The following is an 18201-nucleotide window of genomic DNA, read 5'->3' as shown; positions in this document are numbered from 1 at the left end:
AGTTCACGGCAAAGTGGCTCTCCCTGGAGTCGGCTCGTTGGAACCGGCTCCAGGGAGATGGTGGTGGAGTGGGGGCGTTTTAGTGACTTGAATATTTGATATATTCAGTTCATCCATGCCGCTCCCGAAGCTCCCGGGCAGCCAGGACGATGTTCCGGATTTTGGCCGCGGCCACCTCTTCCACGTTTACGCAGCGGTTGGCGAAGCAGCCGAAGCCGCAGTCCGTGTTCAGGAAAAGCTGCTCCGGGCGATAGTGGCGAAGAGCCAGCTCGGCCTTGGCCACGATTTCCTCGGGCGTTTCGGCCTTGGTGGTTCGTGGGTTGACCACGCCCAGGCCGAGTTCCCGAGGGCGGTCCGTTCCGGGCACGGCCCCGGACAGGGCCTCTCCGACCACAGCGATCTCCCCGGCTCGGGGCGTGGCGTACTCCAGGACGAATTGATGAACGCGCATCCGAGTCAGGGCCGGTAACAGGGGGGTATAATCTCCCGTGAGCAGGACGTCCTCCCGGGTGCTCCAGTTGCCCCGGCAAATATGCAGACCGATGCGCGGCCCATGGGGCGGGGCGGCAATGCCTTCAATAATGCGGTTAATCAGTTCCGCGGCGTACTCCAGTTCAACACCCACATCCCGGCGGGTGGCCAGAGTCGCTCACATGAAGGTTCGGCGGCCGCACTCCGCGGACATGACCACTTCGGTGAGCACCGGCTCGTCGAACTGGACGAATTCGCAACCGGCCTCGGCCAGTTCCCGCAGTTCGTCGCGCAGGATCCGCACCACGTCGTCGCCCAGCTCGCCTTGGTCGCGGTAGGCTTTTTTTGTGTAGTTGGACACCCACATCGAACGGCTGAGCAGGTACGGCCCAGGCAAGGTGATCTTCACCGGCTTGTCCGTGAGCTGCTTTACGAATCGGAAGTCGTCCACGGCCAGGGGCTCGCGCCGCTCCAGTCGCCCCACGCAGGTGGGATTGCGGATGGCCGAGGCCGGGACGTCCAACGTGCCCAGCATTTCCTCGAATCCGGACTTGTCCTCCACCTCGTCCAGCATTTCGGCCAGGCTCATCAGTTTGGTTCCGGCCACCTTTTCGGTGATGAAGGAGTAGAAATTGTCCCGGCGGTGCTCACCGTCCACCACCACATCCAGTCCGGCTTCCTCCTGGATGCGTATGGTGCGCCGGACTTCCTCGTCGGCCACGGCGTTGAACTCGGCCCGGGACATCCGCTCCAGCCGCCGGTCGCGCAATGCCTTAAGCATGGTTTTGGAGCGGGGCCAGCTGCCCACTTGCGTTGTCGTAAACATGATCACACCACAGCGAATTTGATGTTCAGCTCAACCGCCTTGGCCAGGGTGGCCGCGATGGGCGAGCGGGCCACGGTTTGGTCCCAGACCCGACGGACCTTGGCTTCGTCGTCCATGGTCGAGGCGAAGCATTTCAGCTCGATCCCGGCAAAAGAAGGATCGCCCACTTCCAGGCCCATGTGCGCCAGGATGTTGTGGAGCTTGCCGCGAACCGTGATTTCCACGTCGTCCACGTCCAGGCCTTCACGGGCGCAGTCCGTGGCAAACCCGCTGCTGAGCGCCCCGCCCAGCGCGCCCAATAAGGCTTCCACCGCGCACGGATAAGCGTCCTTGTCCTTGAAGCTGGCCGGTTGTCCTAAATCCCAGGAAAAATTGCGGCAATACACCGTGCTTTTCAGGTTGCCCGTGGACCGGACCCGCATCCGCCATTCGTATTCCGTGGCCTTTTTCTTGTCCTCTACCAGGGCCTGGTCGTCGGATGGAGCGGTTTGATCCGTCTTGGGGGCTCCGCGCCGGAGAAAATATCGGGCATATCCCGGACCTTCCAGACGGCCCAGATATTCGTGCCCGGCCATCCGGCACCAGGGCGGCAGATCGTCGTTGACCGTAGGTTCCCGGCTGCGCATCTCCAGAATTTGCCCCACCGGAGTCTGGAGCATGTTCTCCCGGATCAGGAGGATCAACCCGGACCCGCAGTCCAGATCCCCGCCGTCAAAGACCCGTTCCACCCGCAACGCCTCCAGGGCGGAAACATCAAGTGGTTCACTCATCGCGTTCTCCAAATAAATACGCCGGAGGCGGATCGGACACCGCCCCCGGCCATGAAAAAATGCGGTATGATCAGAGACCAAGGCACGAGATCAAACCGGGAAGGGTTCAGTCTCCAGCCTTCGACCTGCAATCAGCCGTCCAATCTAATACGCCACGCAGGCCGGATCAGCGGAAAGCCATTCCACCAGGGCCGCGCCGCCGGCCGGGACCGCGCCCTCAATCAGGTCGGCTTCGGACAGGCCGCGTTTTTTCAAGCAGGGGGTGCAGACGTAGATTTTGCCACCGGCATTGACGAACTTGGTGATCAGTTCCTTGAGCGGGGCAAAGGGTGCGCCTTCATCAATCTTTTCCGCCTCGCCGTTGACCGCGCAGTACACGCCGTCCGTGCTCAGAAAGATCATGGTTTCCTTCTCGCTGCCCTGGGCCGCGTTGGCCACCACGAAGCCCAGGGTGGCCTTGTCGCCGTCAGTGCGGCAGTGGCTGATGGTCACGCAGAATCGGTTCGCCATGGGGTTGCTCCTTTTTCCATTCGGGTTTGTATTCGATGAGATAGTATGGGGGCCGCATGTCCAGAAGGGTGTTCCTGGTCATCCGACACCAGGCCGGAAACTCGATGGGCGCGGCCGGGTCCTTGGAGATGAGCAGGACCTTGGTTCCTGGCGGCATGGGCAGCAGATAGGTGTAGAGATTGATGATCACCCGCCCGCAGGTTTCCTCCCCGCCGTCGAATTCTTCGTCGAAATTCCATTCCTGAGGGGGCATTTCTTCCCGGAAGGTGTTCGGTGAGTCGCTGGGAGTCGGAGAGTGTTCTTGGGTCATGGCCGCTTCGTGGCTTTGCTGGTGACGAATCTATCGATCAGTTTAGAAATGATTTCAGGGGTAAATGTCAAATTGGAAAAGCAAATGCTTTTTTGTCTGAGCCATAGAAAAAATCAGTTGCTGATCCGGGCTGTTTCGGAAATACTTAATGGACGCCCATGTGTCGGTGTCTTTTCGCTCCACATGGTTTTTCGACTCTCCCTCGACGCTCCCGGTTGCGTCCCACTGAATCGAAATGAACGGCTCATCTCCAACCCCTTCCCCGACCCTGGCCTTTACCGCGGCCGCCTCGGACCCGGCTTCCAGGCTGCATTGGGTAGGCGAGCTAGCCGCCGCGGTGGAGTTTTCACCGGATCCGAATCATCTGGACCGGCTTGCGGAGATGATCCTGCCGTTTCTGGCCCAAAGTCGTTTCGTCCGGTTCCATACCAGATATTTTGAACACGAACTGGGCCACGCCGACCCGGTCCTGGCCGATCTGGCCCTGGAGGCACATTTGCGTACCCTGCGGGCCATGGTCGGGCTGGGCGAGCCCGTGGTCACGGTGCATACCGGACTCGACCCGAGCCAACCGGTGCATGAGTCGACATTCATGGACAACTTGGCTCGCTTGGTGGCCCACGGGAAAGACCTGGGCATCGTGGTCTGCTTGGAAAATCTGCGCTGTGGCCCATCCAGTGAACCGGCAAACGTATTGCGTTGGGCCGAGCGAACCGGAGCCATGATCACCCTGGACGTCGGCCACGCCTTGGGCTCGGAGGCCGCGCGCGACGGCCGTTTCCCGGCGGAACGGTTCGTGGATCTTTTCGCGGACAGGCTGTTCGAGGTTCATATTTACGGACGTGAAGACGACCAAGGTCATCATCCCATTGAGGACATCGTCCCGTTCAGGCCGCTCATAGCCAAGCTCCTGCAGACCGAGTGCGTCTGGTGGACCATTGAATTGCAGCGCCCTGAGCACGCCCTGGCCACTCGGGCCTTGCTCCTGGATGAATTGGATCAAGTCGTCCCGCCATCTCACCTCAGTCATTGCGAAGCGGAGCCATATTCGGCTTTCCCGATTCGGTCCCGATCTGCCGCGCTTGGGCCAAGACGCCCCTGTTTTCCCTTGAATTTTTAACCGCCCCCCACACGCCCATGATGCCCGACAAATGCCTGCTGATCGTTCTGGACGGACTGGGGGACCGCTCCCATGAGGTCTTGGATTGGCGAACCCCGCTCCAGGCCGCCTGCACGCCGCACCTGGACAGCCTAGCCCGAAACGGCGCCAACGGCCTGTACCATGCCGGGAGTCTGGGCGAGGCTCTGCCCAGTGAAACCGCGCACTTCGCCATGTTTGGCTATGATCGGGAGGATTTTCCAGGGCGGGGGCCTTTGGAAGCCTTGGGGGCCGGGGTGGATCTGGCCCGGGACGAGGTCGCGGTCCTGGCCCATTTCGCGGCCCTGGAGGAACGGGACGGCTGCCTGGCTTTGGTCCGGGACGTTCCCCGGGCTAATGCGGAGGAGGTCGCCGAACTGATTCGGGCCGTGGACACGTGGGAACAGGACGGCATCCGCATCCGGTACGTCCCGGTCAAGGGCGTGTTCGGGGTGCTGGTCCTTTCCGGCGAGGTTTCTCCGGACATCACGGACACCGGGCCGATGCGCGACGGCCGGTTCCTGCCGGACGTGCTGCCCTTGGTCTCGAAACACTCCGGAAAAGGGGGAGCAGATGGGACGGGGAGCGAGGAGGTTCGCGCTCGGAAAACGGCCCGTGTGCTGCGGGCCTATTTGCTGCATGCCTGGCGCACCCTGCGGGAGCATCCCCTCAATGATCGCCGCCGACGGGCCGGGTCTCCGCCCATCACCGGGTTGGTCACCCAGCGTGCGGGAAGATTGCGCCCGGTGCTCCCGTTTTCCCGACGCTGCGGCCTGCGCGGACTGAGTATCGCCTCGGGCGCGGTGTTTCGGGGTTTGGCCCGGTATCTGGGGTTGGACTGGCAAGCGCCGCGGAACACCGGCAACCTGCGGGCGGACTTTGCCCATGACCTGGCCGACGTGCCGGAGCACTTTACCCGGCACGACTTCATCCACCTGCACACCAAAGCCCCGGACGAGGCGGGCCACGCCAAGGATCCCTTGCTCAAGAAAGCGGTGATCGAGACCTTGGATCAGGCCCTTGGGACCGTTGAAAATTCCTTACTGAAAGATCCGGACCTGCTGGTGGTGGTCACCGCGGATCACTCCACGCCCAGCTCCGGCAACATGATCCACTCCGGCGAACCCGTGCCGTTGGTCCTGCACGGGGCCGGAGTCCGACGGGATGTGGTGGATCGCTTCGATGAGATCCACGCCGCGTCGGGGTGCCTGGGCGGCGTGCGCGGCGCGGAGCTGTTCCGGTTGATCCTGAACCATCTGGACATGGCCCGCCTGGAAGGGATCCGGGACTCCCCGGAGGACTGCCTGTATTGGCCCGGAGACTACCAGCCCCTGCGTGTCTCTTAACCCAATATCCACATGGAAGCCCACATGTACGACATCGGCGTGATTCACGGTCGGTTTCAGGTTCCGCACAACGACCACTTGAGATATCTGCTGGCCGGCAAGGCGCTGTGCCGCCACCTTGTCGTGGGCGTCACCAACCCGGATCCCAGCCTGACCTCCGAGGTGGCCGTGGACCGCAACCGTTCCAGCGCCCAGGCCAACCCCCTGACCTTTTACGAACGCTTGGTGATTCTCCGGGACATCCTTCTGGAAGCCGGAGTCAGCCAACCAGAAACCACCATCGTTCCCCTGCCCATCACTCACCCCGACCTTTATCGCCACTATGTCCCTTTGGACGCGGTTTTTCTGCTTTCCATCTGCGATGACTGGGGCCTCCACAAACTGAGCCAGTTTCAGGCTCTGAGCCTGCGAACCCATGTTCTTTGGGACGTTCCCCCGGACCAAAAAGGCATCAGCGGCACGGAGGTTCGTCAAGCCATGATCGACGACCGGCCCTGGGAACACCTGACCCCGGCGGCCACGGTTCGGCATTGTCGGGCCTGGAACATCGCGGAGAGGCTGCGGGGGCTTGAATAACTGGGTGGTTCAGAACCTGTCGACGTTTGAAGCATTGAACCGCCCATTTCGCTCAGAGCACAAGGGGCACCAAAAGGGATTTTACCTTCCGAGGGAAAGATAAAAACTTGGCACCACTGATTCCCTTTTACACGTGTCCTCCTTCCTCCATATCTGATGGCGGCATTAGGCCTTCCCGATAAAAAAAACGCCCGAGGCTCGAGACCTCGGGCGTTTTTTTGGCTAATTCTGGACCGGCGTTTTATCCAGGCGCATGTTCCAGCTGTTGCCGACCCAGTAGTCGGCGAATGGAGGCTTTTTATCTTCGTTACCCGGCACCCCTTGGCCGGTCAGAATGCTTAACTCGTAAACACGGGCAATGTTTCCGGTTTTCATTTCCGTGTTGGTGATGGCTACATGGATGGGCAGTCGCCATTGAAGAACCCGCCCGAAAACATCGCTTGTCGCCACGGCCCAGGGGCCTCGGAGGGCAACAGCCAGCACTTCGACGCCTTTGCCGGATGGGTTCCAATTGGGGTGCGCCCGAAAATATTCACGGGCGGCCCGGGTCAATACGTCCGGCGATCCCGGCCCGGGAAAGTCCTTGATGTCCCCGGCCCAGGTGCGGGCATCCACATCTGTTTCAATGCGGGCGGTGATGTCGGCATACAGTATATCCATCTCTCCCAACAGCCGATTGATCTCGGCGTTGGCCGGATCAAAAGCTTTTCCGAGCAAAAGTTGCTCCCGTGCCTCCCCCAGTCTCCGCAGGCGGATTTCTTCGGAGTACCCCTCAATGCCGCTCATGGTCTGTCCTGCCCTTGCCGCCATGTCCTGACCGGTTGCCTGTCTGGACTTACGTATGTTCGCCAACCCCGAGTAGAGATCCCGGAAGGCTCCACCAAAAAAATGATCGTTTTTCAGGCCCAGGGCAAAGAGTGAATTGTCAATATCCATGGGGTTGTCGCCGTATTTTTCGACAATAACTGCCAACACGGGCTGGATGGCCGGCACCACCTCGCTCTCCAAGGCTTCCAACTGAGCCAAAGCGTCGCGACCTTGCTTGAACTGGGCTTCCAGCAGACTCTCGTTGATCATGGATGAACCGTACACGCCTTCAAAACGGTCTTTATACTTGGCATGCAGGGCCAGCAATTTCTCCTCGATGGCCAGAGCCTCGGCCACTGCCGGATGCACATCCGCAACGGGTTCAGTTTCCGTACCCCGACGTTCACGCCATGAAATAATTTCTGCTAATAGTGCTTTATTTTCGTGGACCTGCGGGGCATCGGCCAGGGAAGGGTCAAGGCCGGCAATCAGTTCGTCAAGCTGGCTCCGGAACATGGCCAGGCTCTCGTCCGCGCTTTGAAGACGACCCTCGCGCATGCTGGACGCCAAATCCCACCATTTGTCATAGCTCAGACTGGTTTTGGTTTTACTCATTTCCCGGTTCAGCTCCAGGAACTGACGGGACACGGACGCAGGCATTTTAACGGCGGCACCTCCTCCTGACGATGCCGTCGGCTGGGCAGACGCAGTCTGCTTCTGCCCGGTGCGACGCTGAACATCGGCCAGAAGCTTGGCATGCTTATTCAAGGCTGTTTTCAGCTGCGGACTCTCGCCTCCAATCTTTGCGGCCTCAAGCATATCCCCGGCCTTGGCCAGGTCCGCCAGGGCCAGGTCAGCCTTCCCTCCGTGCAGATTACGTTCAGCCGTACGAAGCAGATCATTGGCCTCTTTGATCTGCTCAACCTGTGACTGAGCCCAGGCTTGGTCGCCAAGGGTTGCAGTACCAAAAGCCAAAAAGGATAGCACTACCGTCAACAATAATACGAGTCGTTTGCGCCTGTGCACCATGTCACATCCTCCTGAATGAATACATGCGAGGCTAAACGAAAGCCTCAGGAAAACGCCTTTGAGAGACTTTTTTAACTCAGCAAGGAAGTTGAAAAACTGCACTTCCTCTGTTGCACGCTAACAGGAGAATCAACCTTGCAAATATTTTGGCCGTGGGTCTGACATTTATCGAGATAAATTGATTTCTCGAAACCTATAAACGACGTTCCTTACGGAAGCAATCCTCTGAAGCATTGAACCGCCTGCTTCGCTGGGTATGCAAGGGTCGCCAGGAAATGATTTAGATCTTCCGCTGGAAAGATGGGGAAGCCGGTTTACATCCGGAAACGGCCTTTTTCCCTATAGCCTGTATCCCTCATCATCCCCGCAGCAGCACGATGGCGACAATGGCCAGAGCCAGCCCCAGCAGGCGGCCGAGGGTTAATTTTTCTCGGAAAATTAGCACGGACAGCACCACGGCCACCAGAAAGTGCATGCCGTTGATCGAGGCCACGATGGCCAGCGGACCCAGGGCCAGAGCTTTCAGGAAGAGGTAGAACCCGGCCAGGTTGAGCAGGCCCATGGCCAGGCCGATGCCCGCGGCCAGTTTGCGTGAGCTCCGGGGTACGGTGTGGGCTTGGTCTGGGGCGAACATCCTTGGGGCCAGGGCCAGTGTGAAGAGGGTGGAGAAGACGTAGGACAGGGCGATGAAGGCCAACAGATCCGTATGCAGGGCTGCGTATCTGGAGCTGATGGCCGAGAGAGCCCCGGCCAGCATGGCCACGAAAACCAGGATCAGGCCCTTGGCCCTGGTTCGGGCGTCGTTGTCCGGGGCGTTGTCCCGGGCCAGTACCCAGATGGTGGCGAAGGAGAGAGCAACGCCCAGAATCTGCTGGGTCTCAAGCCGCTCCTGGAGGAAAAACACGGCAAAGAGGACCACCAGCACGATGTTCATCCGGATCAACGGATAGGCCACGGTGGCGGGCATGTGTTTCAGGGCCTGGATGTGGGCCAGGGTGGCGCTGACGAAGGTCAGGCTGTTGGCCAGGGAGATCAGGGCCAGGAAGGCTAGGCTGGGCACGACCGGCGGAAAGAGCAGCAGCAGGCCGGTGCTGAGCACGGCCACGGTGATCATGAAGCAAAAGGTGGTCAGGAAGGTGCCGCAATTCTTGGCTGCGGCGACCTTGTACAGAAAGCGCTGTCCGCCCAGGAGCAGCAGGGCCAGCAAGGAGTAGAGATACCAGGTTTGCATAGGGCTGGTCAGCGTTGACTAAGAGGTGCGAAGCCAAGTGTGTTGGTCGTAATCGTAATCGAAATCGAAATCGGGATCGAAATCGATACCGCCACTATTCCCTGGTGCGCTTGGCTTTCACGATTTCGATTTCGATCCTATGTCCGATGCAGGGGCGTGATCCCGTGTGTCGTTTGGAAGATGGCCGGGGATGTCCTGCAGGAAGCGTTCGAGGATGGCGTTGCTGACCAGCATCCCAGATCTGGTCAGGCGCAGCAGGCCGGAATGGACCCGGATCAATTCGTTTTGCCGGAGAACCTGGATCAGGCGGCGGTGTCTGCGCAGGAAATCCTGGCCGGTGCGTTGTCGGTATTCGGTCAGACTGAGTCCCTTGGTGGTGCGCAGGGAGAGCATGACCAGTTCCTTGACCTTGTCCGCGGGCGTCAGGGCCGCGGACGTTTCACCGATCCGTTCCGTGCGGACCAGTTCGGCATAATCCTTCAGGTTCTTCGGGTTTTCCCAGCGCAGGCCGCCCAGGGTGGAGACCGCCCCGGCCCCCAGGCCAAGGTAGCTTTGGGATTGCCAGTAGCCCTGGTTGTGGCGGCAGGCGAAGCCCATCCGGCTGAAGTTGGAAATTTCGTAGTGCAGGTACCCCTTTGATTCCAGCAACTCCGCCCCCTGCAGAAACATCTTGGCCTGCTCGTTTTCGGGCGGCAACTCGATTTTTCCGTCCGCTACGGCCTGGGCCAGGGGCGTCTCTTCTTCCAAGGTCAGGCCGTAGCAGGAGAGGTGGTCGGGCTGGAGATTGACCACGGTTTCCAGCTCACGCAGCCATTCCAGGGCCCGTTGTCCGGGCAGTCCCCAGATCAGATCCAGGCTGATGTTCGCGAAACCCGCCCGGCGAGCAAGGTCAAAGGCCTTCACGCCTTGGGCGGACTGGTGCCGCCGACCCAGTACCTCCAGTTTCTTATTGTCCAGGCTTTGCAATCCCAGGCTGAGCCGGTTCACGCCCAGGACGAGCAGGCCGCGCAGATAGTCCGGGTCAGCCGCGGAGTCCGGATTGGCCTCCAGGCTCCATTCCAGGCCCGGGGCCAGCTCGAAGGTTCGGGCCAGGGCCGATGCGATTCGCTCCATCTGTTTCAGGGAAAGCAGGCTGGGCGTTCCGCCGCCGAAGTAGATGGAGGAGACGGATCGCCGGATTCCGGCCCTGCCCAGCCGTCGTCCCCAGAGGGCGATTTCGGCCTTGAGATGGTCCAGGTAGGCCTCCAGGTCGGTCGCGCTTGGGGCGGGGATCGAGAAGAAGGAGCAGTACCCGCACTTGCTCCGGCAGAAGGGGATGTGGATATACAGCAACATGCACGAAGTTCACGTCGGACTGGAGCTGTCCGTCAGCCGGTTCAGCTTTTTGCGGCGGCGCTCCAGTTCGCTGTACAGGCAGCCGCAGTAGCTCTGGCGGTACAGCCCCCATTGCCGGGACAGGTCGATTCCCGCTTGCCAGCCGGGGCGGAAATCCCGGTCCTGGAAGCGGATTCCGGTCCGGCCTTCCAGTTCCCGGCCAATGGCCACGATGGCGTCCCGGTCCTGGTAGATGCTGTAGAGCAGGGTGGTGCTCACGGTGGAAAAACCGTGTTCCCTCGCGTAAGCGAAGGTCCGCTCCAGGCGCAGCCGGTAGCAGGCGGGGCAGCGGTGGTCTTCCCGGCCGTGCACGACCTGGAAAAAACGGCGCGGGTCGTATTCCGCGTCCAGGCAGATCATCGGGCAGTCCAGTCCTTGAGCGGCCTGAAGCACCGCCTCCCGGCGCTTGAAATACTCCTCCACGCCGTGGATGTTCGGATTGAAGAACAACCCCACGACCTCATCCCCCTGCTTCCGCAGCGTTTGCACCGGCACCAGGGAGCACGGTCCGCAGCAGACGTGGAGCAGGGTTGCGCCGGGCTTTAGCTCGGACATTTCTCGGTAAGCACGAGAATCGAATTCTGGAAGCGGTCCTCCAGGTCCTTGAGCATGATCCGCTTGTGGTTCAGCAGGTACAGGGCCAATTCGGCCTCGGTGCGGTATTCCAGGGGCGTGGGGCAGTTCTTGGCGCGCAGTCTGCGGTAGATGTCCTTCAGGACCTGGAGGGCGCGCCATTCAATGTTGCGTTGCAGTCCCGAGCCCTGGCAGTGCGGGCAGGGCTCGGAGCTGATGGACAGGGCCGAGGAGCCCAGGCGCTGGCGGACCATTTCCAGCAGGCCGAACTTGGAGAGCCGACCCACGTCCACCCGGGCCCGGTCGACCTTGAGCGAGGACTTGAGTTCCTTTTCCACTTCGCGGCGGTGCTTGGGGTCGCGCATCTCAATGAAATCGATCACGATCTGCCCGCCTACGTCGCGCATCCGCAATTGCTGCCCGATTTCCTGGGCCGCCTCCATGTTGGTCTTGAAGACCATTTCGTTGAAATTGCTTCCGCTGATTTTGCCGGAGTTGACGTCCACGGCCATCAGGGCCTCAGTCTGATCAAAAACCAGACGTCCGCCGCTGGGCAGCAACACCTCGCGCCCGAAGATCTGCTGCAATTGTTTTTCCAGGTTGAAGCGCTCCCAAAGGGTGCGGTCCGTGTCCGCGTGCAGTTTGACCATGTTCTGTCGTCGGGGAAAGGTCAGGGTCACGAATTCCTTGACCAGTTCCATGGTTTCCGGGTGGTCGATCCAGATTTCACCGACGTCCGAGGTCAGGTAGTCCCGCACGGCCCGGAAAGCCAGTTCCTTCTCCTGGTAGATCAGTACCGGAGCCTTCTCGGTCATGCCTTTTTTGCGCACGTCCTTCCAGAGTCGCTTCAGGTACTGAAGATCCTTGAGCAGGTTGGTCTTGGTCTGACCCAGGCTGTTGGTCCGGGCGATCAGGCCGATGCCCTCGCCCAGGTCCTGTTCCCGGAGGATTTCCTTGAGCCGGGTGCGTTCCTCGTCGTCCTCGATCTTGCGGGAAACCCCGAGTTGATCCTGTCCCGGAGTGAGCACCAGGAAGCGACCGGCCAGGGAGAGGTAGGTGGTCAGGAAGCCACCTTTGTTCACCGTGGGTTCCTTGACCACCTGGACCAGCAGCTCCTGGCCGTTTTTGAGCACCTTTTGCAGGGGCGGGTACTTGCGGCCGTTTTCCGGGTTGTGTTCCTTGAGATAGTATTCGGGGTGGACCTCGTCGATCTGCAGAAAGCCGTTGCGGGCCTCTCCGTAATTGATGAAGGCCGCTTGCAGGGCCGTGTCGATGTTGTTCACGGTACCTTTGTAAATGTTGCCCTTGGTTTTGGCCTGGTGCAGCATTTCAATGAAATAGTCGGTGATCTTGGCGTCCTCGGCCAGAATCAACTCGACCTGTTCACCGGGCAGCACGCTGATGAACATTTTTTTGCGTTTCTTTGTTGGAGCCATGTTTTTTTCCTTCAAAAAATTAAAAATTATGAGTTCTTCCGCTCATGGAGCGGAAGTGGGTCGCAAAGCGTTTCTAGGGCGCGGCCTGAAAAAAATCCTCGCCGAGTTCCCGGGCGTGCTGGATCGCGCCCTGGGCGGTCAGGTCGGCGAATACGGCGCGGGTTTGCGCCGGGTCAAGCCCCAGGGCCTCGCGGACTTGGTCGATGGTTTGCGGGCGGCGACGCAGGGAATTCAGCACCAGCTCGCGTTGGGCGTCCGTTGCCAAGTCCTGGGCCAAGTCCTGGGTTTGGCCCTGTATGGAGGCGGGCTGCTGAATCCCCTCTTTCTTGGTCGTTCCCCGCAACGCGGTACGCCAAGCGATCAAGGTTTGCTCGTCCACCGCCTTGGCCAGAGGGGACGCGCCAGGCCTGGTCATGGTGACCACATCCACCCGATCCGGCTTGAGCCTGGGAATGAAGTCCCGGAGCCGGGCCAGGTTCTCCTCGCTGTCGTTGATGCCTCGAGCCAAAAGGATTTCCAGAAATATTCTTCCGGCGTATCGCTCGCGGAACTCCAGTAGTCCGGTGGTGATATTGTCCAATGTAACGCCGGAACAAGGTTTGTTTATCTTGATGAACTCACTGGGCACAAGGGTGTCCAGTGAGGGCAGGATCACCTGCGTCGCGGCCAGTTCCCGGCGGACCGCCGGGTCGTGGAGCAGGGTGGAGTTGGTCAGCACGGCCACCGGAATATCCGGAAAGATGGTCCGGCTGCCGATGATGATTTCCTCCAGTTCCAGGTTCAGGCAGGGCTCACCCAGACCGCCCAGGGTGATGAACTCCGGTCTGGGCAACCCCTGACTTTTCCAGGAGCGGAGTTCCTCCAGAATGGTCCGGGCGGGCATGTAGGCGCGGCGTTCCAGGGTGTGGATGCGGGTCGGGCCGACTTCGCAGTAGATGCAGTCCAGGGAGCAGATGCGCTTGCCCAGGAGGTCCACTCCCAGGGACAGGCCGAGGCGTCCGGATCGGACCGGGCCGTAAAGAGTTTTGAATTGCATGGGGTGTTTGATGGTTATGTATGGATTCGGATATTGATGTGGTGGGCCAGCAATCATCGAAATCGAAATCGCTATCGAAATCGGAAAGTTACGAAAAATCGATTTCGATCACGATTTCGATTTCGATACCGATTCAGAGCGTCCGTAGTGCGAGAACAAATCTGCCCTGCTTGAGGGGGCTTTCAGCCTTGACACGCCGGGTTTCAGCACATACCAGCACACTTCTTTTATCTTCAGGAGGCAATATGCTTAATCCAGGTGATCTGGTAATGCTGGTCTGTCCGCAAGGCAAGCGTTACGTTCGAAAAGTTCGCGAAGGCGAAACCATGCAGACCCATTTCGGGGTGCTGGAACACGCGGCCCTGCTTCAGTCCGGGTACGGCGAAGAGGTGCGCACCCATCTCGGTCATCCATTCCGGGTGCTCAAGCCGAGCCTCTACGACATGGTCAAGATGCTCAAGAGGCGGACCCAGATCATCTATCCAAAGGAAATCGGCTATATCCTGCTCAAGTTGGGCATCGCTCCGGGGTGTCGGGTGATCGAGGCCGGCAGCGGTTCGGGCGCGTTGACCACGGCCCTGGCCTGGTATGTCGGGGATCACGGCCGGGTCTACACGTACGAGCAGCGCGAGGAGTTCTACCGCTTGTGCGGCGAAAATCTGAGTTGGTCCGGCTTGGGAGAGCGGGTGGAGCAATTCAATCAAAATATCGCCGAAGGCTTCCTGCAGACCAACGTGGACGCCCTGTTCCTGGACGTACGCACCCCGTGGGACTTCCTGGATCAGGTCGTGGCCGCGATCATGCCCGGCGCGCCGGTGGGCTTCCTGCTGCCCACCACCAATCAGGTCAGCTCCCTGCTGGTCGGCTTGGAAAAGGCCCCTTTCGAAGACGTGGAAGTCCTGGAAATCTTGTTGCGCCGCTACAAGCCCGTAGCCGAACGGCTACGTCCGGACGACCGGATGGTCGCCCATACCGGGTTTCTGGTCTTCGCCCGGCACGAGGGCCGCAAAACTGCGCGATGTTCGGAATCGGCGGTGAATACGGCAAAGGTCCCGGCGGACTTGGATATCGACGCGTCAAATCCCGTGGATGCAGCTTGATCGTTGATCAAACCTCATAAAGACGACCGGACGCTCGTTTCCGGTCGTCTTTCCGCTTCTTCATGCTGAGCATTTCTGGCTGACCACTTCCGTCAGCTTCCGCTAGGTTGCGATTTTCTGGACAACCAGCTAGATTTATCTATTCTTTCGCGGTGTACGCCTCAGCTGGTCGTCCGTGATCAAGGCGACGGGCGCCGCTCGTATCCTCCTGAAACAGCAGCCTTCCGTGAGCGTTTCCTTTCATGACCTGTCGCATTCTCGTCCTCAACGGTCCCAATCTCGGCCATCTTGGCCAGCGTCAGCCGGACATCTACGGCTCCCAGGGCATGCGCGACCTGCCGGACCTGCTGGAAACCTTGATGGGTCGGGCCGTGGACGAGGTGGAGCTGTTTTTTTTTCAGGCCAACGGCGAAGGCCGGATCATCGACCGTCTGGAGCAGGCCCGCAACGAGGATGTTTACGGCGTGGCTCTGAACGCCGGGGCCTACACGCACACCAGCTTAGCCCTGGCCGACTGTCTGGCCTGGATCGACCTGCCTTGCGTGGAAGTGCATCTGAGCAACATCCTGGCCAGGGCCGAGTCCATCCGGCACGCTAGTCTGATCGCCCCACACTGCGTCGGCGTGATTTCCGGCTTCGGCCTGCTCAGCTACGCCCTGGCCGTGCAGACGCTCTGGCTGCGATGGTCCACGTCCATCGCCGAACCGTCATAACCTTCAACCTCATTCATGGGACCCAAGCCATGCCTTCGACGACCGACTTCAAGCGCGGACTGAAAATTGAAATCGACGACACGCCCTACGAGATTGTGGAATTCCAGCACGTCAAGCCCGGCAAGGGCGGAGCTTTCGTGCGCACCAAGCTGCGCAACATTCTTACTGGCCGGATACTGGACCAGACCTACCGCTCCGGGGAAAAATTCGCCAAGCCGGACCTGGAATCCCGGGAAATGCAGTTTTTGTATCATGACGGCACGGGCTATGTGTTCATGGACATGACCACCTACGAGCAGCTCAGCGTGACCGAGGATCAGGCCGGGGAGAAGGGCCGCTATCTGGTGGACGGTCAGCAGGTGAAGGTGCTGCTGTATCGCGGCCAGGCCATCGACATGGACATGCCTGCCTCCGTGGTGCTGGAAGTGACCGAGACCGATCCCGGCCTCAAAGGCGACACGGTCAGCGGCTCCACCAAGCCGGCCGTTGTTCAAACCGGTTTGACGGTCAACGTTCCGCTGTTCATCAACCAGGGCGACAAGATCAAGGTTGACACCCGCTCCGGAACCTATATCAGCCGCGAGTAGCGACTATCGTTTCCGCGCATACAAGGTCGAGAGCGTCTTGAAATTTGCCCCGTGGCCTGGTTCCCGTCTTTGCGGGAACCCAGGCCACGGGAGTTCCAAGTTAAAGAAAAGTTTCCAATTCTCATCTTTTTTGATTCCATCAAGCCTTCATGAGTCCTTCCGCCGTGACCGCCGACGCCCCCCAAGAAAATGAAACACGACTGCTGCGGGAAATCTGCGCGCTGACCCTGCTTTTCGTCGCCGCTTTTCTCATCCTCAGCCTGTCCAGCTACCATCCCCAGGATCCGTCCTTTAACCAACAGGCCACCAGCATCCAGTCCATCAATAATCAGGCCGGAATCGTCGGGGCCTATGTGGCCGGACTGTTCGTGGACCTGTTTGGGCTGTTGGCGTTCGTGTTTCCGGTGGTCTTGGTCTGGTTGGGGGTGGCCTGCGTCTGGAGCGTGTTCCGGGTGCCTTGGTGGCGTTGGGTCGGCATGCTGCTGCTTTGTTGCGCCTTGCTGGCCGCGGCCAGTCATCCCTGGGGCGCGGAGCGGTTTGTCATGGCCGGGATTCAGGGAGGCGGCTACTTCGGAGACCAACTCCACGCTTTGAGCATGGTTTTGTTTCATGAGCGCGGGGCTTTGCTGTTGTGGCTTTTCCTGGTCTTTCTGTCCTCGCAATTGCTGTTCGGCGTCTACTGGACCACCTGGGGAAGCGCCTTGGCCGAATGGATCAAACGACCTCCCCGCCCTCGCCCGGTCAAAGACAAGCCCGGTAAGCGCAGAAATAATGACATGCCCCCGTCCCTGTTGGAGGAGTTTCAGGTTCCCGGAGGAAAAAGCCGGGCCGTCAAGCCTAAGCCCAAGGACGGAAAAAGGGAACGGGACCCGCTGGCCGCGGTCACGGAGAAGCTGGATTTTGCTTTGGGGGAGAAAGGCGGACCGTTTTTTCCGAGCCTGAATCTTTTGGCCGTTCCGGACCGCAAGCAGCCGCGTACCTCTCCGCAGCGCCTGCAAGAAATGGCCAAGTCCCTGTCGGCCTGTCTGGCGGACTTCGGGGTTCAGGGTGAGGTCCAGAACATCCAGCCCGGCCCGGTGATCACCATGTTCGAATACAAGCCCGCGCCGGGGGTGAAGATCAGTCGGATCGCCGGTCTGAGCGACGATCTGTCCCTGGGGCTCAAGGCCGCATCGGTGCGCGTGGTGGCCCCGTTGCAGGGCAAGGACGCCGTGGGCGTGGAGATCCCCAACGAGCACCGCCAGTCGGTCTGGTTGCGGGATATTCTGGAGTCCGATGCCTTCCAGAAATCCAAATCCAAACTGACCATCGCCATCGGCAAGGACATTGAAGGCCTGCCCATGGTCGCGGATCTGGCCCGGATGCCGCACCTGCTGGTGGCCGGGGCCACCGGGGCCGGAAAAAGCGTGGGTTTGAACGCGATGATCGTGAGCATCCTGTTCAAGGCCCGGCCGGACGAGGTCAAGTTTTTGTTGGTGGACCCCAAGCGGATCGAGCTGGCCGTGTACGCGGACCTGCCCCACCTGGTGCATCCCGTGGTCACGGACATGTCCCTGGCCAAAAGCGCCCTGGATTGGGCCATGGCCGAGATGGACGCCCGTTACGAAGCCATGGCCGCTTTGGGCGTCCGGCACATCTCGTCGTACCAGCAAAAGGTCGCCGGGCTGCCCCCGGAAGAGGCCGAGCAGCATCGGGCCATGCCCTATCTGGTGATCATTATCGACGAATTGGCGGACCTGATGCTCACCGCGGGCAAGGAAGTGGAGGTGTGCATCGTTCGCTTGGCCCAGTTGGCCCGGGCCGCGGGCATTCATATGATTCTGGCCACGCAACGGCCTTCGGTGGACGTGGTCACCGGGCTGATCAAGGCCAACTTTCCCTGCCGGATCAGCTTTCAGGTCACCTCCAAGCACGACTCCCGGACCATTCTGGATTCCGTGGGCGCGGAGCACCTCCTGGGCCAGGGCGACATGCTCTTTAAGCCCAGCGCTGGAAAGTTGCAGCGGATGCATGGGGCCTTTGTCGGCGACGACGAAATCGCCGCGGTGGTCAAGGCCTGGCACGAACAGCAGCCGCCCAGCTTTGAGCTGGATTTCACCGAGTGGGCCAAGGAGGAGGCCGGAGGCAACAACGGTCTCGGCCCCGAAGGCTCGGACGTGGTGGATGATCCCATCTACAGCCAGGCCGTGGAATTCGTCCTGGAACAGGGCCGGGCCTCCATCTCCCTGCTCCAGCGCCGCTTCCGGATTGGTTTCAACCGCTCGGCCCGGTTCATCGAACAAATGGAAAAGGACGGCCTGCTTGGTGCCCAGGAAGGCAGCAAGCCGCGGGCCGTGATCAAGTCGAAAAAGGGTTGATCGTTCCTTCT

General features: G+C 60.3%; 17 protein-coding genes. 7 read left to right on the top strand and 10 right to left on the bottom strand.

Annotation, left to right across the window (positions count from 1 at the left end):
* Window positions 1-109: 109 nt before the first annotated feature.
* From GY33_RS21620 to GY33_RS20825, 4 genes are all read right to left on the bottom strand, one after another.
* On the bottom strand, window positions 110-1297 hold the full coding sequence (locus GY33_RS21620; RefSeq protein ID WP_268746621.1) for a cobalamin-independent methionine synthase II family protein: 1188 nt from the start codon (window positions 1295-1297) through the stop codon (window positions 110-112).
* A 2-nt stretch (window positions 1298-1299) separates the two neighbouring features.
* Window positions 1300-2067: a sulfurtransferase TusA family protein gene (locus GY33_RS18925; RefSeq protein ID WP_051822221.1), complete on the bottom strand. Its 768-nt coding sequence runs from the start codon at window positions 2065-2067 to the stop codon at window positions 1300-1302.
* 144 nt (window positions 2068-2211) lie between these two features.
* The gene (locus GY33_RS0102710; protein ID WP_031385859.1) at window positions 2212-2577 is read right to left on the bottom strand and encodes a DsrE family protein; all 366 of its coding nucleotides are present in this window, start codon (window positions 2575-2577) and stop codon (window positions 2212-2214) included.
* Window positions 2534-2887: a sulfurtransferase TusA family protein gene (locus tag GY33_RS20825; RefSeq protein ID WP_152555040.1), complete on the bottom strand. Its 354-nt coding sequence runs from the start codon at window positions 2885-2887 to the stop codon at window positions 2534-2536. The genes GY33_RS0102710 and GY33_RS20825 overlap by 44 nt, the downstream gene beginning before the upstream one ends.
* A 235-nt stretch (window positions 2888-3122) precedes the next feature.
* Here GY33_RS20825 and GY33_RS0102700 point away from each other — a divergent pair, with 235 nt between their 5' ends.
* From GY33_RS0102700 to GY33_RS0102690, 3 genes are read left to right on the top strand one after another with little or no spacing between them, the layout of a single operon-like run.
* On the top strand, window positions 3123-4007 hold the full coding sequence (locus tag GY33_RS0102700) for a sugar phosphate isomerase/epimerase family protein (RefSeq protein ID WP_031385858.1): 885 nt from the start codon (window positions 3123-3125) through the stop codon (window positions 4005-4007).
* A gap of 17 nt (window positions 4008-4024) precedes the next feature.
* Entirely contained in the window at window positions 4025-5371 is a 1347-nt protein-coding gene (locus GY33_RS0102695; RefSeq protein WP_235185438.1) for an alkaline phosphatase family protein, read from the top strand.
* A 24-nt stretch (window positions 5372-5395) separates the two neighbouring features.
* Entirely contained in the window at window positions 5396-5947 is a 552-nt protein-coding gene (locus GY33_RS0102690; protein ID WP_152555039.1) for a nucleotidyl transferase family protein, read from the top strand.
* 222 nt (window positions 5948-6169) lie between these two features.
* On the opposite strand, the gene GY33_RS0102685 is transcribed toward GY33_RS0102690, so the two are convergent.
* From GY33_RS0102685 to GY33_RS0102660, 6 genes are all read right to left on the bottom strand, one after another.
* On the bottom strand, window positions 6170-7885 hold the full coding sequence (locus GY33_RS0102685) for a hypothetical protein (protein WP_152555038.1): 1716 nt from the start codon (window positions 7883-7885) through the stop codon (window positions 6170-6172).
* Window positions 7886-8141: 256 nt separating this feature from the next.
* Complete coding sequence (locus tag GY33_RS0102680; protein ID WP_031385854.1) at window positions 8142-9014, bottom strand: DMT family transporter; 873 nt, start codon at window positions 9012-9014, stop codon at window positions 8142-8144.
* A 117-nt stretch (window positions 9015-9131) separates the two neighbouring features.
* A complete protein-coding gene (hemW, locus tag GY33_RS0102675) occupies window positions 9132-10349 on the bottom strand; it encodes a radical SAM family heme chaperone HemW (RefSeq protein ID WP_084184740.1) in 1218 nt (405 codons plus the stop codon).
* 9 nt (window positions 10350-10358) lie between these two features.
* Window positions 10359-10943 (bottom strand): epoxyqueuosine reductase QueH, encoded by a 585-nt coding sequence (locus GY33_RS0102670; RefSeq protein ID WP_031385852.1) that lies wholly within the window; start codon window positions 10941-10943, stop codon window positions 10359-10361.
* Entirely contained in the window at window positions 10931-12397 is a 1467-nt protein-coding gene (locus GY33_RS0102665; protein ID WP_031385851.1) for an Rne/Rng family ribonuclease, read from the bottom strand. The genes GY33_RS0102670 and GY33_RS0102665 overlap by 13 nt, the downstream gene beginning before the upstream one ends.
* A 73-nt stretch (window positions 12398-12470) precedes the next feature.
* Window positions 12471-13433 (bottom strand): radical SAM protein, encoded by a 963-nt coding sequence (locus tag GY33_RS0102660; RefSeq protein ID WP_035271023.1) that lies wholly within the window; start codon window positions 13431-13433, stop codon window positions 12471-12473.
* A 245-nt stretch (window positions 13434-13678) separates the two neighbouring features.
* On the opposite strand from GY33_RS0102660, the gene GY33_RS0102655 reads away from it, so the two are divergent.
* The 4 genes from GY33_RS0102655 (at window position 13679) to GY33_RS0102640 (ending at window position 18190) form a co-directional block, all read left to right on the top strand.
* Window positions 13679-14533: a tRNA (adenine-N1)-methyltransferase gene (locus GY33_RS0102655; protein ID WP_084184739.1), complete on the top strand. Its 855-nt coding sequence runs from the start codon at window positions 13679-13681 to the stop codon at window positions 14531-14533.
* Between the two features lie 242 nt (window positions 14534-14775).
* Window positions 14776-15246 (top strand): type II 3-dehydroquinate dehydratase, encoded by a 471-nt coding sequence (locus GY33_RS0102650; RefSeq protein ID WP_031385848.1) that lies wholly within the window; start codon window positions 14776-14778, stop codon window positions 15244-15246.
* Window positions 15247-15275: 29 nt separating this feature from the next.
* Window positions 15276-15833 (top strand): elongation factor P, encoded by a 558-nt coding sequence (efp, locus tag GY33_RS0102645; protein ID WP_031385847.1) that lies wholly within the window; start codon window positions 15276-15278, stop codon window positions 15831-15833.
* A gap of 149 nt (window positions 15834-15982) precedes the next feature.
* Window positions 15983-18190 carry a DNA translocase FtsK gene (locus GY33_RS0102640; RefSeq protein WP_084184738.1) on the top strand — a complete coding sequence of 736 codons (2208 nt, stop codon included), beginning with the start codon at window positions 15983-15985 and terminating at the stop codon, window positions 18188-18190.
* Window positions 18191-18201: the final 11 nt, after the last annotated feature.

Source organism: Desulfonatronum thiodismutans (assembly GCF_000717475.1).
Lineage (GTDB): Bacteria > Desulfobacterota > Desulfovibrionia > Desulfovibrionales > Desulfonatronaceae > Desulfonatronum > Desulfonatronum thiodismutans.
Note: the sequence above shows the minus strand (reverse complement) of the source record. Positions and strands in the feature narration are given on the sequence as shown.

What these genes read in the sequence shown, in the direction of transcription:
- GY33_RS18925 (WP_051822221.1), bottom strand. Translation starts at nt 2,067, where the DNA reads ATGAGTGAACCACTTGATGTTTCCGCCCTGGAGGCGTTGCGGGTGGAA.
- GY33_RS0102710 (WP_031385859.1), bottom strand. Translation starts at nt 2,577, where the DNA reads ATGGCGAACCGATTCTGCGTGACCATCAGCCACTGCCGCACTGACGGC.
- GY33_RS20825 (WP_152555040.1), bottom strand. Translation starts at nt 2,887, where the DNA reads ATGACCCAAGAACACTCTCCGACTCCCAGCGACTCACCGAACACCTTC.
- GY33_RS0102700 (WP_031385858.1), top strand. Translation starts at nt 3,123, where the DNA reads ATGAACGGCTCATCTCCAACCCCTTCCCCGACCCTGGCCTTTACCGCG.
- GY33_RS0102695 (WP_235185438.1), top strand. Translation starts at nt 4,025, where the DNA reads ATGATGCCCGACAAATGCCTGCTGATCGTTCTGGACGGACTGGGGGAC.
- GY33_RS0102690 (WP_152555039.1), top strand. Translation starts at nt 5,396, where the DNA reads ATGTACGACATCGGCGTGATTCACGGTCGGTTTCAGGTTCCGCACAAC.
- GY33_RS0102680 (WP_031385854.1), bottom strand. Translation starts at nt 9,014, where the DNA reads ATGCAAACCTGGTATCTCTACTCCTTGCTGGCCCTGCTGCTCCTGGGC.
- hemW (WP_084184740.1), bottom strand. Translation starts at nt 10,349, where the DNA reads ATGTTGCTGTATATCCACATCCCCTTCTGCCGGAGCAAGTGCGGGTAC.
- GY33_RS0102670 (WP_031385852.1), bottom strand. Translation starts at nt 10,943, where the DNA reads ATGTCCGAGCTAAAGCCCGGCGCAACCCTGCTCCACGTCTGCTGCGGA.
- GY33_RS0102665 (WP_031385851.1), bottom strand. Translation starts at nt 12,397, where the DNA reads ATGGCTCCAACAAAGAAACGCAAAAAAATGTTCATCAGCGTGCTGCCC.
- GY33_RS0102660 (WP_035271023.1), bottom strand. Translation starts at nt 13,433, where the DNA reads ATGCAATTCAAAACTCTTTACGGCCCGGTCCGATCCGGACGCCTCGGC.
- GY33_RS0102655 (WP_084184739.1), top strand. Translation starts at nt 13,679, where the DNA reads ATGCTTAATCCAGGTGATCTGGTAATGCTGGTCTGTCCGCAAGGCAAG.
- GY33_RS0102650 (WP_031385848.1), top strand. Translation starts at nt 14,776, where the DNA reads ATGACCTGTCGCATTCTCGTCCTCAACGGTCCCAATCTCGGCCATCTT.
- efp (WP_031385847.1), top strand. Translation starts at nt 15,276, where the DNA reads ATGCCTTCGACGACCGACTTCAAGCGCGGACTGAAAATTGAAATCGAC.
- GY33_RS0102640 (WP_084184738.1), top strand. Translation starts at nt 15,983, where the DNA reads ATGAGTCCTTCCGCCGTGACCGCCGACGCCCCCCAAGAAAATGAAACA.